We start from the raw sequence: 15,474 nt of genomic DNA, 5'->3' as shown, positions 1-15,474 counted from the left end.
ACCTTACTGTTCACGACCTGTCCAGTAACCGCTTCGTGATGCACCAGATTCCCGAAAGTTCTGTGAACTTTGTTCACAAAACGGACATGTCGCCTATCAGCTGTCAGATCTACAAATTTTATTCACCCAGATAAGCCTTCTGTACCGCTTCATCGTTCAGCAGGTCGCTTGCATTTCCACTCATTGTGATCTTACCAGTCTCAAGAACGTATGCACGATCTGCGATAGAGAGGGCTTTCTTCGCATTCTGCTCTACAAGAAGTACCGTGGTACCACTTTCACTTACCACACGGATAATATCGAAGATCTCATTTACAAAGATTGGGGAAAGTCCCATGGATGGCTCATCCATTACGATCAGTCTGGGTTTACTCATAAGGGCACGACCCATGGCAAGCATCTGCTGCTCACCACCAGAAAGTGTACCGGCACGCTGTCCTTTACGCTCTTCCAGACGCGGAAACCTTTTATAGACTCCTGCAAGGCTTTCCTGGATCTCAGCTTTATCTTTTCTCGTATAAGCACCCATGATCAGGTTCTCATATACACTTAAATCTGAAAAAACACGACGTCCCTCCGGAACATGTGCAATTCCCATTTCAACAATCTTATGGGCCGGAACCCTGGTAATATCTTTTCCTTCAAAAACAACGGAACCTTCTTTTGCTGAAAGAAGACCTGTAAGTGTCTGCAGTGTAGTGGTTTTTCCTGCACCATTGGCACCGATCAAAGCAATGACCTCGCCCTGGTTTACCTCAAAGGAGATTCCTTTTAATGCCTGGATTACACCATAATATACGTGTAAATCTTTTACTTCCAACATTGCCATTTCTTTTTCCTCCTTATTCGCCCAGATATGCAGTAACAACAGCAGGATCTTTCAGAACCTTTGCTGTCTCACCCTGACAAAGAACCTGTCCGAAGTTTAATACAGTCAGTTCCTCACAGATACCGCCAACCAGCTTCATATCGTGCTCAATCAGAAGGATCGTCATATTAAAATGATCTCTTACAAACCGAATGGTATCCATCAGCTCCTGTGTCTCATTTGGGTTCATACCGGCGGCCGGCTCATCCAGAAGAAGAAGCTTGGGATCTGTGGCAAGCGCTCTGGCAATTTCCAGCTTACGCTGTTTACCATAAGGAAGGTTTCCCGCAAGAAGACCAGCCTCCTGATCCAGATTAAACACCTTCAGGATCTCCATAGCACGCGCGTTCATCTCTTTTTCTACTTTAAAATACTTGGGAAGTCTTAAGATTCCGGTTAAAGTAGAATATTTATAATGATTATGCAGACCAGCCTTTACATTGTCCAGTACGGTCATATCTTTAAAGAGTCGAATATTCTGGAATGTTCGTGCGATTCCTGCTTTATTAATATCGATAATACTTTTTCCGGTGATATCCTGACCATCCAGCTTGATAATTCCCTCTGTTGGCTTATAAACACCTGTAAGAAGATTAAATACGGTTGTTTTTCCGGCACCGTTTGGTCCGATCAGACCATAAAGCTCGCCTTTTTCGATTTTCAGTTGAAAATTATCTACAGCATGAAGGCCGCCAAACTGTATGGAAAGATTATTTACCTCTAACATTGCCATAATTAAGCTGCCTCCTTTTCTTTCACGTGACCTTTGATTTTTTCAACAATACGGCTTCTGAAATCTCTAGCTGCAGGAGCCCAGTTGAAAAGCATCATTGTGATCATTACGATTGCATAAATCAGCATACGGTAGGTGGAGAATCCACGAAGCAGCTCGGGAAGTGCATAAAGCACAATCGTTGCCAGAATACTTCCGCGAAGATTTCCCATACCACCAAGAATTACATATACCAGAATGGTGATGGACATGTTGTAGTCAAAAATAGAAACCTTCAGCATGGAAAGGTTGTGGGCATAAAGTACACCTGCTACACCGGCAATTGCAGCGGAAATAGTAAATGCAAGCAGCTTATTCTTTGTTACGTTGATACCGATGGACTCAGCTGCAATACGGTTATCACGGGTAGATGTAATGGCACGTCCGCTTCTGGAGTTTACCAGATTCTGGATAATAAACAGAACGACCAGAACCAGAATCACACCGATCAGGAAGAAATAATCCTTAATATCTTTATATAAGGTTGCAGTACCGGAAACACCGAGAGCACCCTTGATGATCTGTTTTCCGCCTGGATCCAGCTTCAGGTTGGCTGCGCTTGTTGCAACGTGAAGCCCTTTATCATCCACACCAACATACAGAATATTGATCAGGTTCTTAATAATCTCACCAAATGCCAGGGTTACGATTGCCAGATAGTCTCCCCGAAGTCTCAGTACCGGGATACCGATCAGCACACCGAAGACAGCAGCCACGGCAGCACCTACCAGCAATGCAAGAATCAATCTTGGAACAGACGGAAGCACATCACTGGTAACATGGGAAAACAGAGCACTGGAATAGGCTCCAACGCACATAAATCCTGCGTGTCCAAGACTCAGCTCTCCGGAATAACCGACTACCAGATTCAGGGAAAGAGATGCGATAATGTACACACAGATGGGTACCAGAAGGCCGGTAAGCAGTCTGGACAGGTTTCCTGTAGAGGAAAGGATCTGTACCACAACGAAGATTGCGATTACCATACCATATGTAATAAAATTGTTTTTTGTTGTTTTGTTCATATTTTTTTTCATATCGGCCACCTCATACTTTCTCCTGGATGTTCTTGCCGAACAGACCAGATGGTTTTACAAGCAGCACGATGATCAAAACTGCAAATACAATTGCATCTGCAACCTGAGAGGAAATATAGGCCTTACTGAAAATCTCAATAACACCAAGGAGAATTCCTCCAACCATTGCTCCTGGGATAGAACCGATTCCACCGAATACTGCCGCTACGAAAGCCTTGATACCAGGCATTGCGCCTGTATAAGGAGTCAGTGTAGGATATGCGGAGCAAAGGAGAAGTCCTGCAATTGCAGCAAGTCCGGAACCGATTGCAAAGGTAAGGGAAATGGTTGCATTTACGTTGACACCCATCAGCTGTGCGGCGTCACGGTCCTCGGAAACAGCCTGCATGGCACGCCCCGGTTTTGTTTTCTTTACAAAAAGCTGAAGACCAACCATAATCACAATACAGGCAAGGATTGTTACGATCGTAACACCTTTAATCGTAAGCTGTCCGCCAAACAGCTCCAGAGACGGAACATTGATAACCGGAACAAAGCTCTTTGCATCTGCGCCAAAAATTAAAAGCGCCAGGTTCTGAAGCAGATAGCTGACACCGATTGCAGTGATCAGAACTGCCAGATTCGATGAAGCCTTACGAAGAGGTCTGTATGCAACTGCCTCAATGACAACACCGGCAACAGTACAGATCACAACAGAAAGAATGATTGCCAGGATTGGTGACATACTGGCTTTGGTAACTGCGGTAAGAATTACAAATGCTCCAACCATGATAACATCACCATGTGCAAAGTTCAGCATTTTTGCAATACCATATACCATTGTATAGCCGAGAGCGATGATCGCATAGATACTGCCCAGGCTGATACCATCTTTTAAATAGGATATAAAACTCATAATGCACCTCTTAACTGGATTTATTACTGTAGATAGTAACTGATTTTTCTTTTTCACGAGCGTGTTTGAAAATTCATTCCCGGCTTTTCCCACTGTAAAGCTTCCTGTCACTTTCTGACACGAAAAAGCGGAAGTAAATTTTCAGACACGCTCCAGTTATTTACTATGAATGTCCCGGACGGCAGCTGACTTTCCTATATCATGATGTCGCCGACAGGCCACCTGTCCGTTTGTTGTCTCAGACTGAAACAACAATCATTTCTGTAATTGCAAAGAAGGAGACGGACCCACAGGTAACCGTCTCCCCCTTGCTAACGGCCATCCCCTGCGCAATCAGGGAAATGGTTAAAGCCTCTGCCGTATGACCGGCACAATGGCTCTATTCTTATAATTACTCCATAGAAGCGTAAACGCCATCTTTGATCACATAAGCCTTAGGTGCTTTATCGCACTCACCGTCTTCTGTCCATTTAGCTTCTCCTGTAAGACCATCAAGAGTAATATTCAGCATGGAAGCAGACATTGCTGCACTGATGTCTTCATTTGACATATCTGGTGTGATGCCAGCATCATTTGCTGCTGCCTGCATAGCGTAAAGTACATCATATGTATCTGCTGCAAACTGATTTGGTGTCTCACCATTGTTTGCATCGCCATATGCTTTAACAAATTTTACAGTTGCCTCATCATCGCCTGTAGCAGAAAATGGTGTTAGAAGCATAACGCCTTCTGCAAGAGATTTATCAAAGTTCTCAACATTCAGGATTCCATCCATACCATCAACACCAAAAATCTTCATGTCAAGACCAAGGTCATGAGCCTGCTGAAGAATCAGAGCGTTGTCAGAATAGTAGTTCGGAAGGAACAGGAGCTCAGCGCCACTGTCTTTGATCTTTCCAAGCTGTACGGAAAAGTCTGTGTTGTTATCAGTTGTGTATGCTTCATCAGCTACAACCTCAAGGCCGTAATCAGCGCAGGCTGCAACGAATGCATCATGTACACCTGAGTTGTAATCAGCCATGGAATCGTAGAGGGTAGCTACCTTCGTAGCAAGACCTTTCTCAGAAATATACTCAGCAGATTTCGTTCCCTGCATTGGGTCTGTAAAGCACATACGGAACTCATTGTCACCAGCGGTAATGCTATCTACTGCTGTTGCAGACGGTGTGAAGAGGAATGTACTATCAGCTGCCTCTGCACCTACTGCGATACAAGCACCGGAGGTAACGGTACCGCAAAGCATCTGCATTCCTTTGTCAAGAAGGTCATTGTAAGCGTTAACTGCTTTCTCCGGATCTCCCTGATCGTCGCCAGCGTCAAGGATTTCTACCTGATATCCATTGAATCCGCCGTTTGCATTGATCTCATCTGCTGCGATCTTAGCTGCATTATATACACCATTACCATACTGTGCATAATCTCCTGTCATAGGTCCGATGACACCAATCTTGAAGGTTTCCTCGCTCTCTGCAAATACAGATACAGGTGTTACTGTGGATACTGCCATTGCTGCGGCTGCAGTAATGCTGAGTACTTTTTTCAGATTTCTCATAATAAATCTCCTCCTTAATTTATGTAAGAGCGTCTGTCATCTCGCCTCTCATGGTGCCCAAGGCATATCCGAAAAACATGGCATGCAGATTGCAGGAATGATTTTGGGAACAGGTTCTGCAACACTGAGATAGTATAAAAGCCCACTGGTGGTTTCCCAGCCGGCTTTGGCTTCCATAACTTCTTCTCTTTACTACTTTAATGTTATGATTATAGCATTCTGTTTTTTTGATTGCAATAGAAAATTTTATAGTTTTTTTAGAATTGCAAAAGAAATTTCCGTTACAATGACCAATTTTTTCTGTTTATGTTGTTTCTGTGACGTACAAACGTACGTTGCAGGACATACTTTCATGCTGATTTCATATTTTGTATTATGCTCATATTGGAATGTGTTTAAAAAATCAATTCGGACAAAATTAACCACAAGGTGAGACCTTCAGATTGCAGGAATGATTTTTTTGCAGACTCCGGGATAAAAAAAGGAGATGGTCACCCATCTCCCATTCAAATATCCTATTTATTTCAATTAAGCAATTGCTTTCTTAGCGATCTCAGCAAGTGCTGCGAATCCCTGAGCATCATTTACAGCCATCTCAGCAAGCATCTTTCTGTTGATGTCGATGTTTGCAACTTTAAGGCCGTGCATCATTTTGCTGTAGGATAATCCGTTCATTCTTGCAGCAGCGTTGATACGTGCGATCCAGAGCTGTCTGAACTGACGTTTCTTCTGCTTTCTTCCAGCGTAGGAGCTGGTAAGTGCACGCATAACAGACTGTTTTGCTACTCTATACTGTTTGGAACGAGCTCCTCTGTAGCCCTTTGCCAGTTTTAATACACGATTATGTTTCTTCTTTGCGTTTAATCCGCCTTTAATTCTTGCCATTTCTTATTTTCCTCCTGTTCGTCTTCTTCTATGCTATATCTTATAAATACGGTAATGCTTTCTTCATGCTCTTAACATTAGTAGAATCAACAACAGTAGCTTTTCTGAGATTTCTCTTTCTCTTCTGAGATTTCTTTGTTAAGATATGGCTCTTGTAAGCTTTATTTCTTACTAATTTTCCTGTTCCTGTTTTTTTGAAGCGCTTTGCTGCTGCTCTACAAGTTTTAATTTTTGGCATTGTAATTTCCTCCTTAATATCGTATCTATTTAATGTCCCTCATCCAGCCTGACACCCTCAGGGTGTCTCTCCAAATGAATGCAACATCCTAGTGTTTCTGTGCTAAAAACATTGTCATGCTTCTGCCTTCTACCTTAGGTGCCTTCTCAACTACAGCAATGTCCTTCAGCATATCGGCAAAATCATCCAGAACGTGCTTGCTGCTTGACATGTGTGCCATCTCTCTTCCGCGGAAACGAAGAGTAACCTTCACTCTGTCGCCCTTGGTAAGGAATTTGCGCGCTGCCCCAGCCTTTGTATTCAGGTCATTGGTATCAATATTTGGTGAAAGACGCACTTCTTTGACATCGATGGTCTTCTGCTTTTTCTTGGCTTCTTTCTCTTTTCTGGCAAGTTCGTAGCGATATTTACCATAATCAATGATCTTACATACCGGCGGCTTTGCCTGTGGGGCAATCTTTACTAAATCAAGCTCTGCCTCCTGAGCTTTGGCCATTGCTTCTCTTGCGGACATAATTCCGAGCTGCTCTCCGTCCGGTCCGATTAAGCGTACCTCTTTGTCTCTGATTTGTTCGTTAATCATTAAATTGCTAATTGTCGTGCACCTCCATACCTGATAGATGATCTGTTCTGATCCAGTTTTTAACTTCTGGACTCTCATTCCCCTTCGCAGGAAGAAATTCCTGCCTGATACCTGACGCCGCAAATATAAAAAAAGTGCGGACAGAATCCACACTTCTCCTATTACACTCGCGAACTAAGTCACGCGCTGCTGTGCAATATGAACCCGAGCCGCATCTAAGTATGCGCTGAGGTGAGAGTGAACTCTGCTTTCTTTTCATCACGTACTGTCGTATAATATCATGCCTTATTGTGAAAGTCAAGATGTTTTTTTATTTTTTCTAATAATTTTTTTCTTATAAATTTGTGCATATTTTTTGCAGGCACAGGAAAAACTAAGACTGCTGCAGCGGTTTAGTGCCCTCATGAAATACGGTCTGCTGAACAACTGCAAATGTTTGCAAAATCAAGCATACAAAATCAGGAGGTAAAAAACATGACAATTTTAAAATGTTCCGCAACAACCTGTGCTTACAATGAAGATATGCTTTGTTCCAGAGGGGAAATCAACGTCATGGGTGACAGTGCAAAAAGTTCTGAAGAAACATCCTGCGGAAGCTTCCGGGAAAAGAGCCAGGGTGCCATGAACAGTGCCAAAAACGGCTGTGGATGTGAGACCATCCAGATTGACTGCAAAGCCCACAACTGTACCTATAACGAAAACTGCAAATGTACCGCAGCTGCTATTGATGTAGCCGGAAGCGGTGCAAAAGTATGTTCCGAAACAAAATGCGATACCTTTGAATGCCAGTGCTAGAGCGTGTTTGAAACAGGCTCTAGAACGTGTCTGAAAAAGGCTTTCTGCAAAAATTTTTCAAACAGATTCCAGAAAATAACCGCAAATTTAAAAACAGCCCCCGCACAAATGTGCGAGGGCCTTTTAATTTCCATTCATTATCTGTTTCTTAAGAAATCCGGGATCTGGATATCTTTCTTCTGAACAGTGCTGGATGGTGTCTTCGCTGTGAATGGTGTAGCATTCATAGTCGGCATGCTGAAAGACGGCATGTTCAGATTCACACCAGCAGACGCTGTAGTGGAAGCAGGTCTCTTATTGGCAAATACAGAGTTGCTTGCCTTATTTCCAAATGGATTGGATGCCTGTGCATTATCAGAAAGGCCTGTAGCAATAACAGTGATTCTCGCATAATCAGCAACAGAGTCATCATACATAGCACCAAAGATGATATTTGCATCTTCACCTGTAAGCTCCTGTACATAGCTTGCAGCATCATTTGCGTCCATAAGGGAAATATCACCGGAAATGTTGATGATAACGTGTGTAGCACCCTTGATGGTAGTCTCAAGAAGCGGAGAGGATACAGCCTGCTGTACAGCCTCCATAGCCTTGTCATCGCCTCTTGCCTCACCGATACCAATGTGTGCAATACCTTTATCTGTCATAACCGTCTGAACATCAGCAAAGTCAAGGTTGATAAGAGCCGGCAGATTGATCAGATCTGTGATGCCCTGAACTGCCTGCTGCAGAACCTCGTCTGCTTTACGAAGTGCTTCCGGCATAGTTGTGCGGCGATCTACAATCTCCAGTAATTTGTCATTAGGAATTACAATTAATGTATCAACAGCCTTCTTCAGGTTCTCAATACCTGCAAGTGCGTTGTTCATACGTGTCTTAGCTTCAAAACGGAAAGGTTTGGTCACAACACCTACAGTGAGGATCCCCATTTCCTTAGCTGCTGCTGCGATAACCGGTGCAGCACCTGTACCAGTTCCACCGCCCATACCGCAGGTAACGAATACCATGTCAGCACCTTCGATGATCTGTTTTACTTCCTCAATGCTCTCTTCTGCTGCTTTCTGTCCAACCTCAGGCTGTGCTCCTGCACCAAGACCTTTGGTAATTTTCTCACCGATCTGAAGTACAGTTGGAGCTTTACACAGAGTCAGAGCCTGCTTATCTGTATTCACTCCTACAAACTCTACCCCGCCGATGGCTTCTTCAACCATTCTGTTAACTGCGTTATTTCCGGCGCCGCCTACTCCGATTACAATAATCTTAGCAGAGGATTCCGCCTCATTTGACATTATCTCTAACAATGTACTTCCTCCTTTATTTCTACCTTATATCCTTTATCTTTAATTTCAGCAAATATATATACCAAGCTGCATATAGCTATATCATATATTTTTTTTGTGAATTTATCAACCACTAATTTTGTTTTTTTATACTTTTTTCGCGAAATACGCGATATTTTCCTCAGAGTGTGTTTGAAAAAGGCTTTCTGCAAAATGTGCATCACATTTACAGGAGATTTTCAGACACTCTCTAATATTCCTCATCGTACCCGTCATAACCGCTGTTATTATAGTCTTCGCTGTAGTCCTCACTGTAATCTTCAAGCTCCTCTTCGCTTCCATCTTCACTGGTTTCATTGGGATTGGGACCTACATAATTTCCATCTTTATCCAGCTGCCCATAACCGGTATAGCTTCCATCTTCCATATATCCGCCAAGCCAGCTGCCATTTGCAGCAATACTCTCCTCAGTAGGTCTGGAGCCTACATAGTTTCCGTTCTGGTCATATTCCCCTTCACCGGTATAGTCACCCTCCAGGTCATACCCTCCATGCCAGTTAGCCACTGCATTCTCGTAAGCAGCCGCAGTATCCACATCCTCAATCACGCCATCCTCGCCCAGATCCTGCTCGAAGGTAATCGTCTTGGAATTGTCATTTACATTTTCCAGATGAAGGATTCCCTTTTTGCCAGAAAGCTTGGGCAAAATTGCGTTGACACGTGTCATCTTGTCCTCAAGATACTCGTCCTTTCCCAGCATCACCCGGATATCTCCATAAGTCAAGGTAATCTGATAACTGGTGTCAAATTCAATATGATCCGGTATGGCATCGTTCTTCTGGAAAATAGTTGACAGCGCCACCGCAGTGGTAAGCACCGAGTTTCCTTTAATTGGAAGCTTCTCCCCTTCGATCACATGGCTTACTTCAATGCCGTCAAAAAAAGGCACCAGTTCATCCCTTGTATGAGAACTTTCAATAAAAATACCGTTTCTGTCAAAATAAATATAACTGTCCAGATAAGGAATGCAGCCTACCGCCTTCTTTTCCCGGACACTGATGCAGATACTGTTATGAGAAAGCCTGGTAATATGAAAGCCTTCCACAAAAGGCACACCCTCTACGTCCACCCTGGAATGGAGCAAAACTGCAAGAACGGAATTATCCGTAAAAGCCCCCTGCAAAGCCATCTCCTTCACCTGTTCATCCGTGTAACGGGAGGTTCCCATTACCTCCACCTTTGTCACATGAAAATAGGAAAAGAAAAAGACAAGTCCTGCCAGCAGAACTGCCCCCAGGGTACCCAGAATCGCTTTCTTATGTTTTCTATAGATCAGCTTCATTTTCAGTGATTTCATATATTGTTATTCCTGTATCCTTTTTACTGCTGCTCCCAACGCATTAAGATCCTGGCAAATATGCTCATACCCACGCTGTACAAAAGAATATCCTTCCAGTGCGGTAACTCCCTTGGCCCCAAGTGCTGCCAGGATCAGGGCTGCACCGCCTCTTAATTCCTGTGCCTGCACAGCTGCTCCATGTAAAGTCTTTACACCGCAGATTACAGCCTCATTTCCCTGTACGCGGATCCTGGCTCCCATTTTCCGCAACTGGTCAGCTGCTTTATAACGGTCTTCGAAAACCATTTCACGAATGCAGCTTTCCCCCTCTATGGTGGAAAGAACTGCCATTACGGGAGACTGCAGATCTGTTGGAAATCCTGGATAAACACCCGTTTCCAGCAGTTTAACAGGGCTTTGAACATTTTTTCCATTGACTAATAGTTTACCACTGTTACCTTTATATTGTCCACCCATTTTCCTATATACTTCCAGAAAGGCCTTCAGTTCTCCTTCCGGAGGGTTTTCCAGAACGATCTGGCTTCTGGTTATAGCTGCCGCACAGATATAGGTTCCTGACACAATGCGGTCTGGCGGCACCTGAATGCACCCGGCACTTAGGCTTTTAACTCCCTGGATTCTTATTTCAGAAGTTCCATCCCCCTGTATTTTTGCTCCCATGGAACGCATATACCTGCAAAGCCACTGTATTTCCGGCTCACAGGCACAATTTTCCAATACAGTCTCTCCCTCTGCAAGCACGGCTCCTAAAATGCCCTGCTGGGTAGCTCCCACACTTCTTTTTGAAAAAGAAACCAATGCCCCTTGCAGATGAGGTGCTTCTGCCATCAAAACTCCCTGTTCCTCTGTGACCACTGCGCCAAGCTTCCGAAGCACAAAAAGATGCATATCAATAGGTCTTTTCCCGATCACGCACCCACCTGGATAGCCAAGGCTTCCTTTCCCATTTCTTGCGAGAAGCGCTCCAAGAAGAATCACGGAAGACCTCATCCTCCCTGTAAATTCAAAAGGAACTGACCATTTACCGGCATTTTCGCAGTCCATATACAGATCATGGTCTTCCCACCAGGTCACTGCCCCAAGCTTCTGAAGAATTTCCTCCATACAAAAAACATCCGCGATCCGCGGACAGCCTTTGAGCACACTGACTCCCCGATGTAAAAGAGACGCCGCCATCATAGGAAGCGCTGCATTTTTTGAGCCCTGTATCCGAATACTTCCCTTCAGCTGGTGTCCTCCCTCAATGTAAATCCGGTCATTCAAGCCATTCACTCCTAAAGGGCCTCTTACCTTTTATTGTATGCGAATATTTCTGACTGGTGATAAAATTTCATTTTCTGCTTACGCTCAAAGCCAGCCCCATCTCGCCCAGAAGAAACACCACTGAGGTTCCGCCATAGCTGATAAAGGGAAGCGTGATTCCTGTATTTGGAATGGTGTTTGTCACCACCGCAATATTCAGGATCACCTGAATGGCCATATGGCTCATAATGCCAACGCATAAAAGTGTTCCCTGCAGTTCCCGGCAGTGAAGGGCAATCACCATCAGTCTCCACATAAGAAGCCCAAATATGCCAATGAGAAAAAAAGCTCCGGTCAGTCCCAGTTCTTCGCAGATAATGGAAAAGATCATATCATTCTGGGCTTCCGGCACAAATCCCAGTTTCTGCAGGCTGCTGCCAAATCCTCTTCCGAAAAGCCCGCCGCTTCCAATAGCATAAAGTCCCTGAATGGTCTGAAAACCCTTTTCATACTTCTCCGGATTCCGCCATATGGCAAGCCTTTCCAGACGGTAGCTCTCTGCTGCCAGAAACACTGCGATCACTGCTGCACCAGTCACTCCCATTCCAACAAATCTGGCATATCCCGGATCTGATATAAAAATCAGGATTACACCGATTCCAAGGATTATGATTGCCGTACTTAGGTTATTGGAGCCTACCAGTCCTACAATTGGAAGAAGTGTCAGCATTGTCCTGCACATAAACCAGAAGCCAGCTGTAGTCTTTTTGCTTCCCTGGATCTGCCAGGTGAGAAAAAGGATCACTGCTGCTTTTGCAAATTCCGAAGGCTGAAAAGACAACGGTCCAAAATTCAGCCACCTTCTGGAGCCATTGATTTCCTGTCCTACAAATAAAACTGCTGTAGAAAGTCCCATAGATAAGAGATAAGCAGCCGGTGCCAGCCGAACAAAGAATCTGTAATCTGTCTCTGCTACTATGTACATGGTCATAAGGCCCAGAGCTGTTGCAAAAAGCTGCTTTTTAAAATAATAGGCAGAGTCGCCGAAACGTACTCTGCCATTATATTCACTGATGGAAAACAGCATGACCAGTCCGAATACTGCCAGAAGCAGCACAAGGATCAGTAAGACCGTGTCTGTTTTCGTTTCTTTCTTTCGCTCCCGGATCATAGAGATCTGCTCCTGACGTCCCATGCCTTGGTTAAAGCATATGCCAGATCCGGGTATTCTATGAAATAAATCATAAGTTTCTGTACCTGCCGCCAATCACATTCTATGGCTACGACAACCGAGTTCGAGTGAAATATACTGCAAAACGGAACGTGCAGATTACAGGAATGATTTTTCAAACAAGCTCCAGAGCATGCCTCCAAAAGGCTTTCTTCAAGATGTACGCTGCAATTTGCGGTATATTACAGTGCTCTCACATACTCCTTAAACATCTGGCCTCTCTGCTCATAATTGTCAAACTGACCCCAGCTTGCGCATGCAGGAGATAAAAGGACCGCGTCCCCGGCGTTTGCCTTATCCGCACACACCTGCACAGCTTCTTTCAGATCCTCACAGAGAATAACATCATGAAAGCCATTCTTCTCAGCCGCAGCCTTAATTTTCTCTTTCGTCTGACCAATAAGTACCAGATACCTTACTTTGCCGTCAAATGCCTGGATCCACTCATCATAGCTGGATTCCTTATCATATCCGCCGCCGATCAGAAGAGTCGGACGGTTCATTGCCTGGATTCCCTTAATAGCCGCATCCGGGTTGGTTCCCTTTGAATCGTTATAATATGCCACACCGTTTTTCTCAGTTACATACTCAATTCTGTGCTCCACGGCTGTAAACTCACAGATACTCCTACGGATGCTATCCATATCAACACCTGCGTAGTAAGCCATGGCCACTGCTGCCATTACATTCTCAAAATTGTGCGTACCAAGAAGCTTCAGTTCCCCTGTTCTCACAACCGGAATCTCCTCTTTCTCTGTACGAAGAATAATCTGGTCTCCTCTCAGGAAAATACCCTGTTCAAGTTCTCTTGCACTGGAAAAATATACAGCCTTTGGCACAATGCTTTTGCCAAATTCACGAAGGATTTCATCCTCATAATTCAGCACACATACATCCTCCGGACCCTGGTTGCTTGTGATCAGCTCTTTCACGCGGATATACTCAGCCATTGTATGATGACGGTTCAGATGATCCTCTGTGATATTCAAAATGGCGCTTACCCTTGGAGCAAATTTCCAGATAGTCTCAAGCTGGAAGCTGCTGATCTCTGCAACCGTGACCGTCTCATCTGTCATCTCCAGTGACTTGGAAGTATACGGAGTTCCAATATTTCCAACAACAAATACAGATGGGCGTGCATCTGACATGATTTTCCCAAGAAGGGCTGTTGTTGTAGTTTTTCCGTTTGTTCCGGTAATTGCAAGAACTTCACCCTTTCCAGTCTGATAAGCCAGTTCAACCTCGCCCCACACAGGAAGTCCCTGATCATAAAAACCTTTTACAATTGGAAGATCTGTGGGAACTCCAGGACTTAATACCACAAGGTCCAGGCTTTCCTGAACTTCTTTCGGCAGCTCTCCTGCATAGATGGGAAGTTCATAATTTCCACTGATTTTATGTAATACGCTTTCTTTATCCAGATCTGCTTTTCCATCGTAGAGAACCGGGCAGGCACCAACTGCATTCAGAAGATCAGCTGCGCCGATACCGCTTTTTCCGGCTCCGAAAACCAGAACTTTTTTTCCTTTTAATTCCATGATTTATTTCCTCCTTAATGCCTTGCAATGGATGCCCCGGAATTCTCCCTTTTCAGGCAGCTCTTACAGGGCTAAAAGTCCGATCAGGCACATAATTGCAGTCACAATAGTAAACACTGCAACTACTCTGGCTTCTGACCATCCGCAAAGCTCAAAATGATGATGGATAGGCGCCATTTTGAAAATACGTTTGCCATGTGTTGCTTTGAAATAGGTTACCTGGATCATAACGGACAATACCTCAACCAGATAGATCAGTCCCACGATCAGTATAAACAGAGGCATCTGCAGCATATAAGCCACACCTGCCACAAATCCACCAAGCGCCAGAGATCCTGTATCTCCCATGAACACACTTGCCGGGTATACATTATAAAGTAAAAATCCCATCAGTCCGCCGATAACAGCACAGGTGACAGGCTCGATACCTGACTGGGTTCCAATGGATACAACCGTGAAAAATACGGCTACGATCAGGGTAACGCTGGTAGCAAGACCATCTACACCGTCAGTAAAGTTTACGCCATTTACAGTTCCGATCACTGCAAAGAACAGCACCGGTACAGCCAGCCAGCCAAGATTCAGATAATGTCCCCCCCAGAATGGAATACGCATGGTCAGAGACACATCTGTATACCGCAGCAGGTAGAAAGTAAAAATACCTGTTACCACTACCTGAAGCAGAAATTTCTGCCATGGAAGAAGTCCGTCAGATCTTCTAAGGACTACCTTCAGATAATCATCCAGAAAACCGATCAGTCCGAATCCCAGAGTCAGGAACAGAACCGGGATAATCTTGGGATAATCTTTTACATAAAACAATGAAGTAATAATCGTGGATATCAGAAAGATCACGCCGCCCATAGTCGGGGTTCCGGCCTTTTTCAGATGCGACTGTACGCCCTCTGTTCTCTCTGTCTGTCCCATTTTCAGCTTACGCAGAAAAGGAATAATAACAGGTCCTAATACTGCACTGATTGCGAAGGAAATCAGTACCGGGATCACAATATGAAATTCCATCCTCACACCTCTTTAATTCTTTCGTTTTTTTCGTTCCAGAGTCTGTTTAAAAAAGCATTCCGCAATCTTCCTCAAATTGTGACACACATCTTGCAGAAACCATTTTCAAACACGCTCTAAACTTTTTAAAGCATCTTATAGTATAAAGCTTTTCCCCTTATTTATCAACCCATAGCTT

General features: G+C 44.2%; 19 protein-coding genes. 2 read left to right on the top strand and 17 right to left on the bottom strand.

Translation table 11 applies throughout. The features are described 5' to 3' along the window. Positions 1-118: 118 nt before the first annotated feature. From AB5Z12_RS14160 to infC, 9 genes are all read right to left on the bottom strand, one after another. Positions 119-829 (bottom strand): ABC transporter ATP-binding protein, encoded by a 711-nt coding sequence (locus AB5Z12_RS14160; protein ID WP_118578210.1) that lies wholly within the window; start codon positions 827-829, stop codon positions 119-121. Between the two features lie 13 nt (positions 830-842). Continuing rightward, the gene (locus tag AB5Z12_RS14155; protein ID WP_118578209.1) at positions 843-1,601 is read right to left on the bottom strand and encodes an ABC transporter ATP-binding protein; all 759 of its coding nucleotides are present in this window, start codon (positions 1,599-1,601) and stop codon (positions 843-845) included. 2 nt (positions 1,602-1,603) lie between these two features. Then, positions 1,604-2,677, bottom strand: coding sequence for a branched-chain amino acid ABC transporter permease (locus AB5Z12_RS14150; RefSeq protein ID WP_173716612.1), 1,074 nt, complete (start codon positions 2,675-2,677; stop codon positions 1,604-1,606). A 10-nt stretch (positions 2,678-2,687) separates the two neighbouring features. Then, on the bottom strand, positions 2,688-3,572 hold the full coding sequence (locus AB5Z12_RS14145; RefSeq protein WP_118578208.1) for a branched-chain amino acid ABC transporter permease: 885 nt from the start codon (positions 3,570-3,572) through the stop codon (positions 2,688-2,690). Between the two features lie 391 nt (positions 3,573-3,963). Continuing rightward, complete coding sequence (locus AB5Z12_RS14140; protein ID WP_118578207.1) at positions 3,964-5,124, bottom strand: ABC transporter substrate-binding protein; 1,161 nt, start codon at positions 5,122-5,124, stop codon at positions 3,964-3,966. A 48-nt stretch (positions 5,125-5,172) separates the two neighbouring features. Further along, a complete protein-coding gene (locus AB5Z12_RS14135; RefSeq protein WP_255610517.1) occupies positions 5,173-5,301 on the bottom strand; it encodes a hypothetical protein in 129 nt (42 codons plus the stop codon). Positions 5,302-5,652: 351 nt separating this feature from the next. Further along, positions 5,653-6,009 carry a 50S ribosomal protein L20 gene (gene rplT, locus AB5Z12_RS14130; protein WP_117850812.1) on the bottom strand — a complete coding sequence of 119 codons (357 nt, stop codon included), beginning with the start codon at positions 6,007-6,009 and terminating at the stop codon, positions 5,653-5,655. Positions 6,010-6,049: 40 nt separating this feature from the next. After that, positions 6,050-6,247, bottom strand: a complete 198-nt coding sequence (gene rpmI / locus AB5Z12_RS14125) for a 50S ribosomal protein L35 (protein ID WP_117850817.1) — start codon at positions 6,245-6,247, stop codon at positions 6,050-6,052. A gap of 88 nt (positions 6,248-6,335) precedes the next feature. Then, entirely contained in the window at positions 6,336-6,830 is a 495-nt protein-coding gene (gene infC / locus AB5Z12_RS14120) for a translation initiation factor IF-3 (RefSeq protein WP_118578206.1), read from the bottom strand. Between the two features lie 474 nt (positions 6,831-7,304). On the opposite strand from infC, the gene AB5Z12_RS14115 reads away from it, so the two are divergent. Then, on the top strand, positions 7,305-7,625 hold the full coding sequence (locus AB5Z12_RS14115; protein WP_148461140.1) for a DUF1540 domain-containing protein: 321 nt from the start codon (positions 7,305-7,307) through the stop codon (positions 7,623-7,625). Positions 7,626-7,762: 137 nt separating this feature from the next. Here the strand turns inward: AB5Z12_RS14115 and ftsZ are convergent, their stop codons facing one another. The 6 genes from ftsZ to AB5Z12_RS14085 all read right to left on the bottom strand — a co-directional run bounded on the left by ftsZ (position 7,763) and on the right by AB5Z12_RS14085 (position 12,857). Continuing rightward, positions 7,763-8,926: a cell division protein FtsZ gene (gene ftsZ, locus AB5Z12_RS14110; protein WP_330382736.1), complete on the bottom strand. Its 1,164-nt coding sequence runs from the start codon at positions 8,924-8,926 to the stop codon at positions 7,763-7,765. Between the two features lie 126 nt (positions 8,927-9,052). After that, entirely contained in the window at positions 9,053-9,169 is a 117-nt protein-coding gene (locus AB5Z12_RS14105) for a DUF6783 domain-containing protein (RefSeq protein WP_368356765.1), read from the bottom strand. Further along, entirely contained in the window at positions 9,156-10,262 is a 1,107-nt protein-coding gene (locus AB5Z12_RS14100) for a cell division protein FtsQ/DivIB (RefSeq protein ID WP_226836529.1), read from the bottom strand. The genes AB5Z12_RS14105 and AB5Z12_RS14100 overlap by 14 nt, the downstream gene beginning before the upstream one ends. A 6-nt stretch (positions 10,263-10,268) precedes the next feature. Next, positions 10,269-11,537: a UDP-N-acetylglucosamine 1-carboxyvinyltransferase gene (gene murA / locus AB5Z12_RS14095; RefSeq protein WP_148461139.1), complete on the bottom strand. Its 1,269-nt coding sequence runs from the start codon at positions 11,535-11,537 to the stop codon at positions 10,269-10,271. 58 nt (positions 11,538-11,595) lie between these two features. Next, positions 11,596-12,678: an FtsW/RodA/SpoVE family cell cycle protein gene (locus AB5Z12_RS14090; RefSeq protein WP_118578202.1), complete on the bottom strand. Its 1,083-nt coding sequence runs from the start codon at positions 12,676-12,678 to the stop codon at positions 11,596-11,598. Then, on the bottom strand, positions 12,675-12,857 hold the full coding sequence (locus AB5Z12_RS14085) for a DUF6783 domain-containing protein (protein ID WP_368356764.1): 183 nt from the start codon (positions 12,855-12,857) through the stop codon (positions 12,675-12,677). The genes AB5Z12_RS14090 and AB5Z12_RS14085 overlap by 4 nt, the downstream gene beginning before the upstream one ends. Between AB5Z12_RS14085 and AB5Z12_RS14080 the strand changes: the two genes are divergently transcribed. Further along, complete coding sequence (locus AB5Z12_RS14080) at positions 12,774-13,007, top strand: DUF6783 domain-containing protein (RefSeq protein ID WP_347708922.1); 234 nt, start codon at positions 12,774-12,776, stop codon at positions 13,005-13,007. The two genes, AB5Z12_RS14085 and AB5Z12_RS14080, sit on opposite strands and share 84 nt — an antisense overlap. Here AB5Z12_RS14080 and murD read toward each other — a convergent pair. Both murD and mraY read right to left on the bottom strand, forming a co-directional pair. Continuing rightward, positions 12,921-14,276 (bottom strand): UDP-N-acetylmuramoyl-L-alanine--D-glutamate ligase, encoded by a 1,356-nt coding sequence (gene murD / locus AB5Z12_RS14075; protein WP_148461138.1) that lies wholly within the window; start codon positions 14,274-14,276, stop codon positions 12,921-12,923. The two genes, AB5Z12_RS14080 and murD, sit on opposite strands and share 87 nt — an antisense overlap. Before the next feature lie 63 nt (positions 14,277-14,339). Continuing rightward, positions 14,340-15,296: a phospho-N-acetylmuramoyl-pentapeptide-transferase gene (gene mraY / locus AB5Z12_RS14070; protein ID WP_148461137.1), complete on the bottom strand. Its 957-nt coding sequence runs from the start codon at positions 15,294-15,296 to the stop codon at positions 14,340-14,342. Positions 15,297-15,474: the final 178 nt, after the last annotated feature.

This window comes from Ruminococcus sp. RTP21358st1_G6_RTP21358_211008, from assembly GCF_040908885.1.
Taxonomy (GTDB): Bacteria; Bacillota; Clostridia; order Lachnospirales; family Lachnospiraceae; genus Blautia_A; species Blautia_A faecis.
This window is presented reverse-complemented; position numbering and strand designations above follow the sequence as displayed.

Excerpts from the sequence above, each read along its gene's own strand:
- AB5Z12_RS14160 (WP_118578210.1), bottom strand. The coding sequence starts at position 829 with ATGGCAATGTTGGAAGTAAAAGATTTACACGTATATTATGGTGTAATC.
- AB5Z12_RS14155 (WP_118578209.1), bottom strand. The coding sequence starts at position 1,601 with ATGGCAATGTTAGAGGTAAATAATCTTTCCATACAGTTTGGCGGCCTT.
- AB5Z12_RS14150 (WP_173716612.1), bottom strand. The coding sequence starts at position 2,677 with ATGAAAAAAAATATGAACAAAACAACAAAAAACAATTTTATTACATAT.
- AB5Z12_RS14145 (WP_118578208.1), bottom strand. The coding sequence starts at position 3,572 with ATGAGTTTTATATCCTATTTAAAAGATGGTATCAGCCTGGGCAGTATC.
- AB5Z12_RS14140 (WP_118578207.1), bottom strand. The coding sequence starts at position 5,124 with ATGAGAAATCTGAAAAAAGTACTCAGCATTACTGCAGCCGCAGCAATG.
- AB5Z12_RS14135 (WP_255610517.1), bottom strand. The coding sequence starts at position 5,301 with ATGGAAGCCAAAGCCGGCTGGGAAACCACCAGTGGGCTTTTATACTAT.
- rplT (WP_117850812.1), bottom strand. The coding sequence starts at position 6,009 with ATGGCAAGAATTAAAGGCGGATTAAACGCAAAGAAGAAACATAATCGT.
- rpmI (WP_117850817.1), bottom strand. The coding sequence starts at position 6,247 with ATGCCAAAAATTAAAACTTGTAGAGCAGCAGCAAAGCGCTTCAAAAAA.
- infC (WP_118578206.1), bottom strand. The coding sequence starts at position 6,830 with ATGATTAACGAACAAATCAGAGACAAAGAGGTACGCTTAATCGGACCG.
- AB5Z12_RS14115 (WP_148461140.1), top strand. The coding sequence starts at position 7,305 with ATGACAATTTTAAAATGTTCCGCAACAACCTGTGCTTACAATGAAGAT.
- AB5Z12_RS14105 (WP_368356765.1), bottom strand. The coding sequence starts at position 9,169 with ATGAGGAATATTAGAGAGTGTCTGAAAATCTCCTGTAAATGTGATGCA.
- AB5Z12_RS14100 (WP_226836529.1), bottom strand. The coding sequence starts at position 10,262 with ATGAAATCACTGAAAATGAAGCTGATCTATAGAAAACATAAGAAAGCG.
- AB5Z12_RS14090 (WP_118578202.1), bottom strand. The coding sequence starts at position 12,678 with ATGATCCGGGAGCGAAAGAAAGAAACGAAAACAGACACGGTCTTACTG.
- murD (WP_148461138.1), bottom strand. The coding sequence starts at position 14,276 with ATGGAATTAAAAGGAAAAAAAGTTCTGGTTTTCGGAGCCGGAAAAAGC.
- mraY (WP_148461137.1), bottom strand. The coding sequence starts at position 15,296 with ATGGAATTTCATATTGTGATCCCGGTACTGATTTCCTTCGCAATCAGT.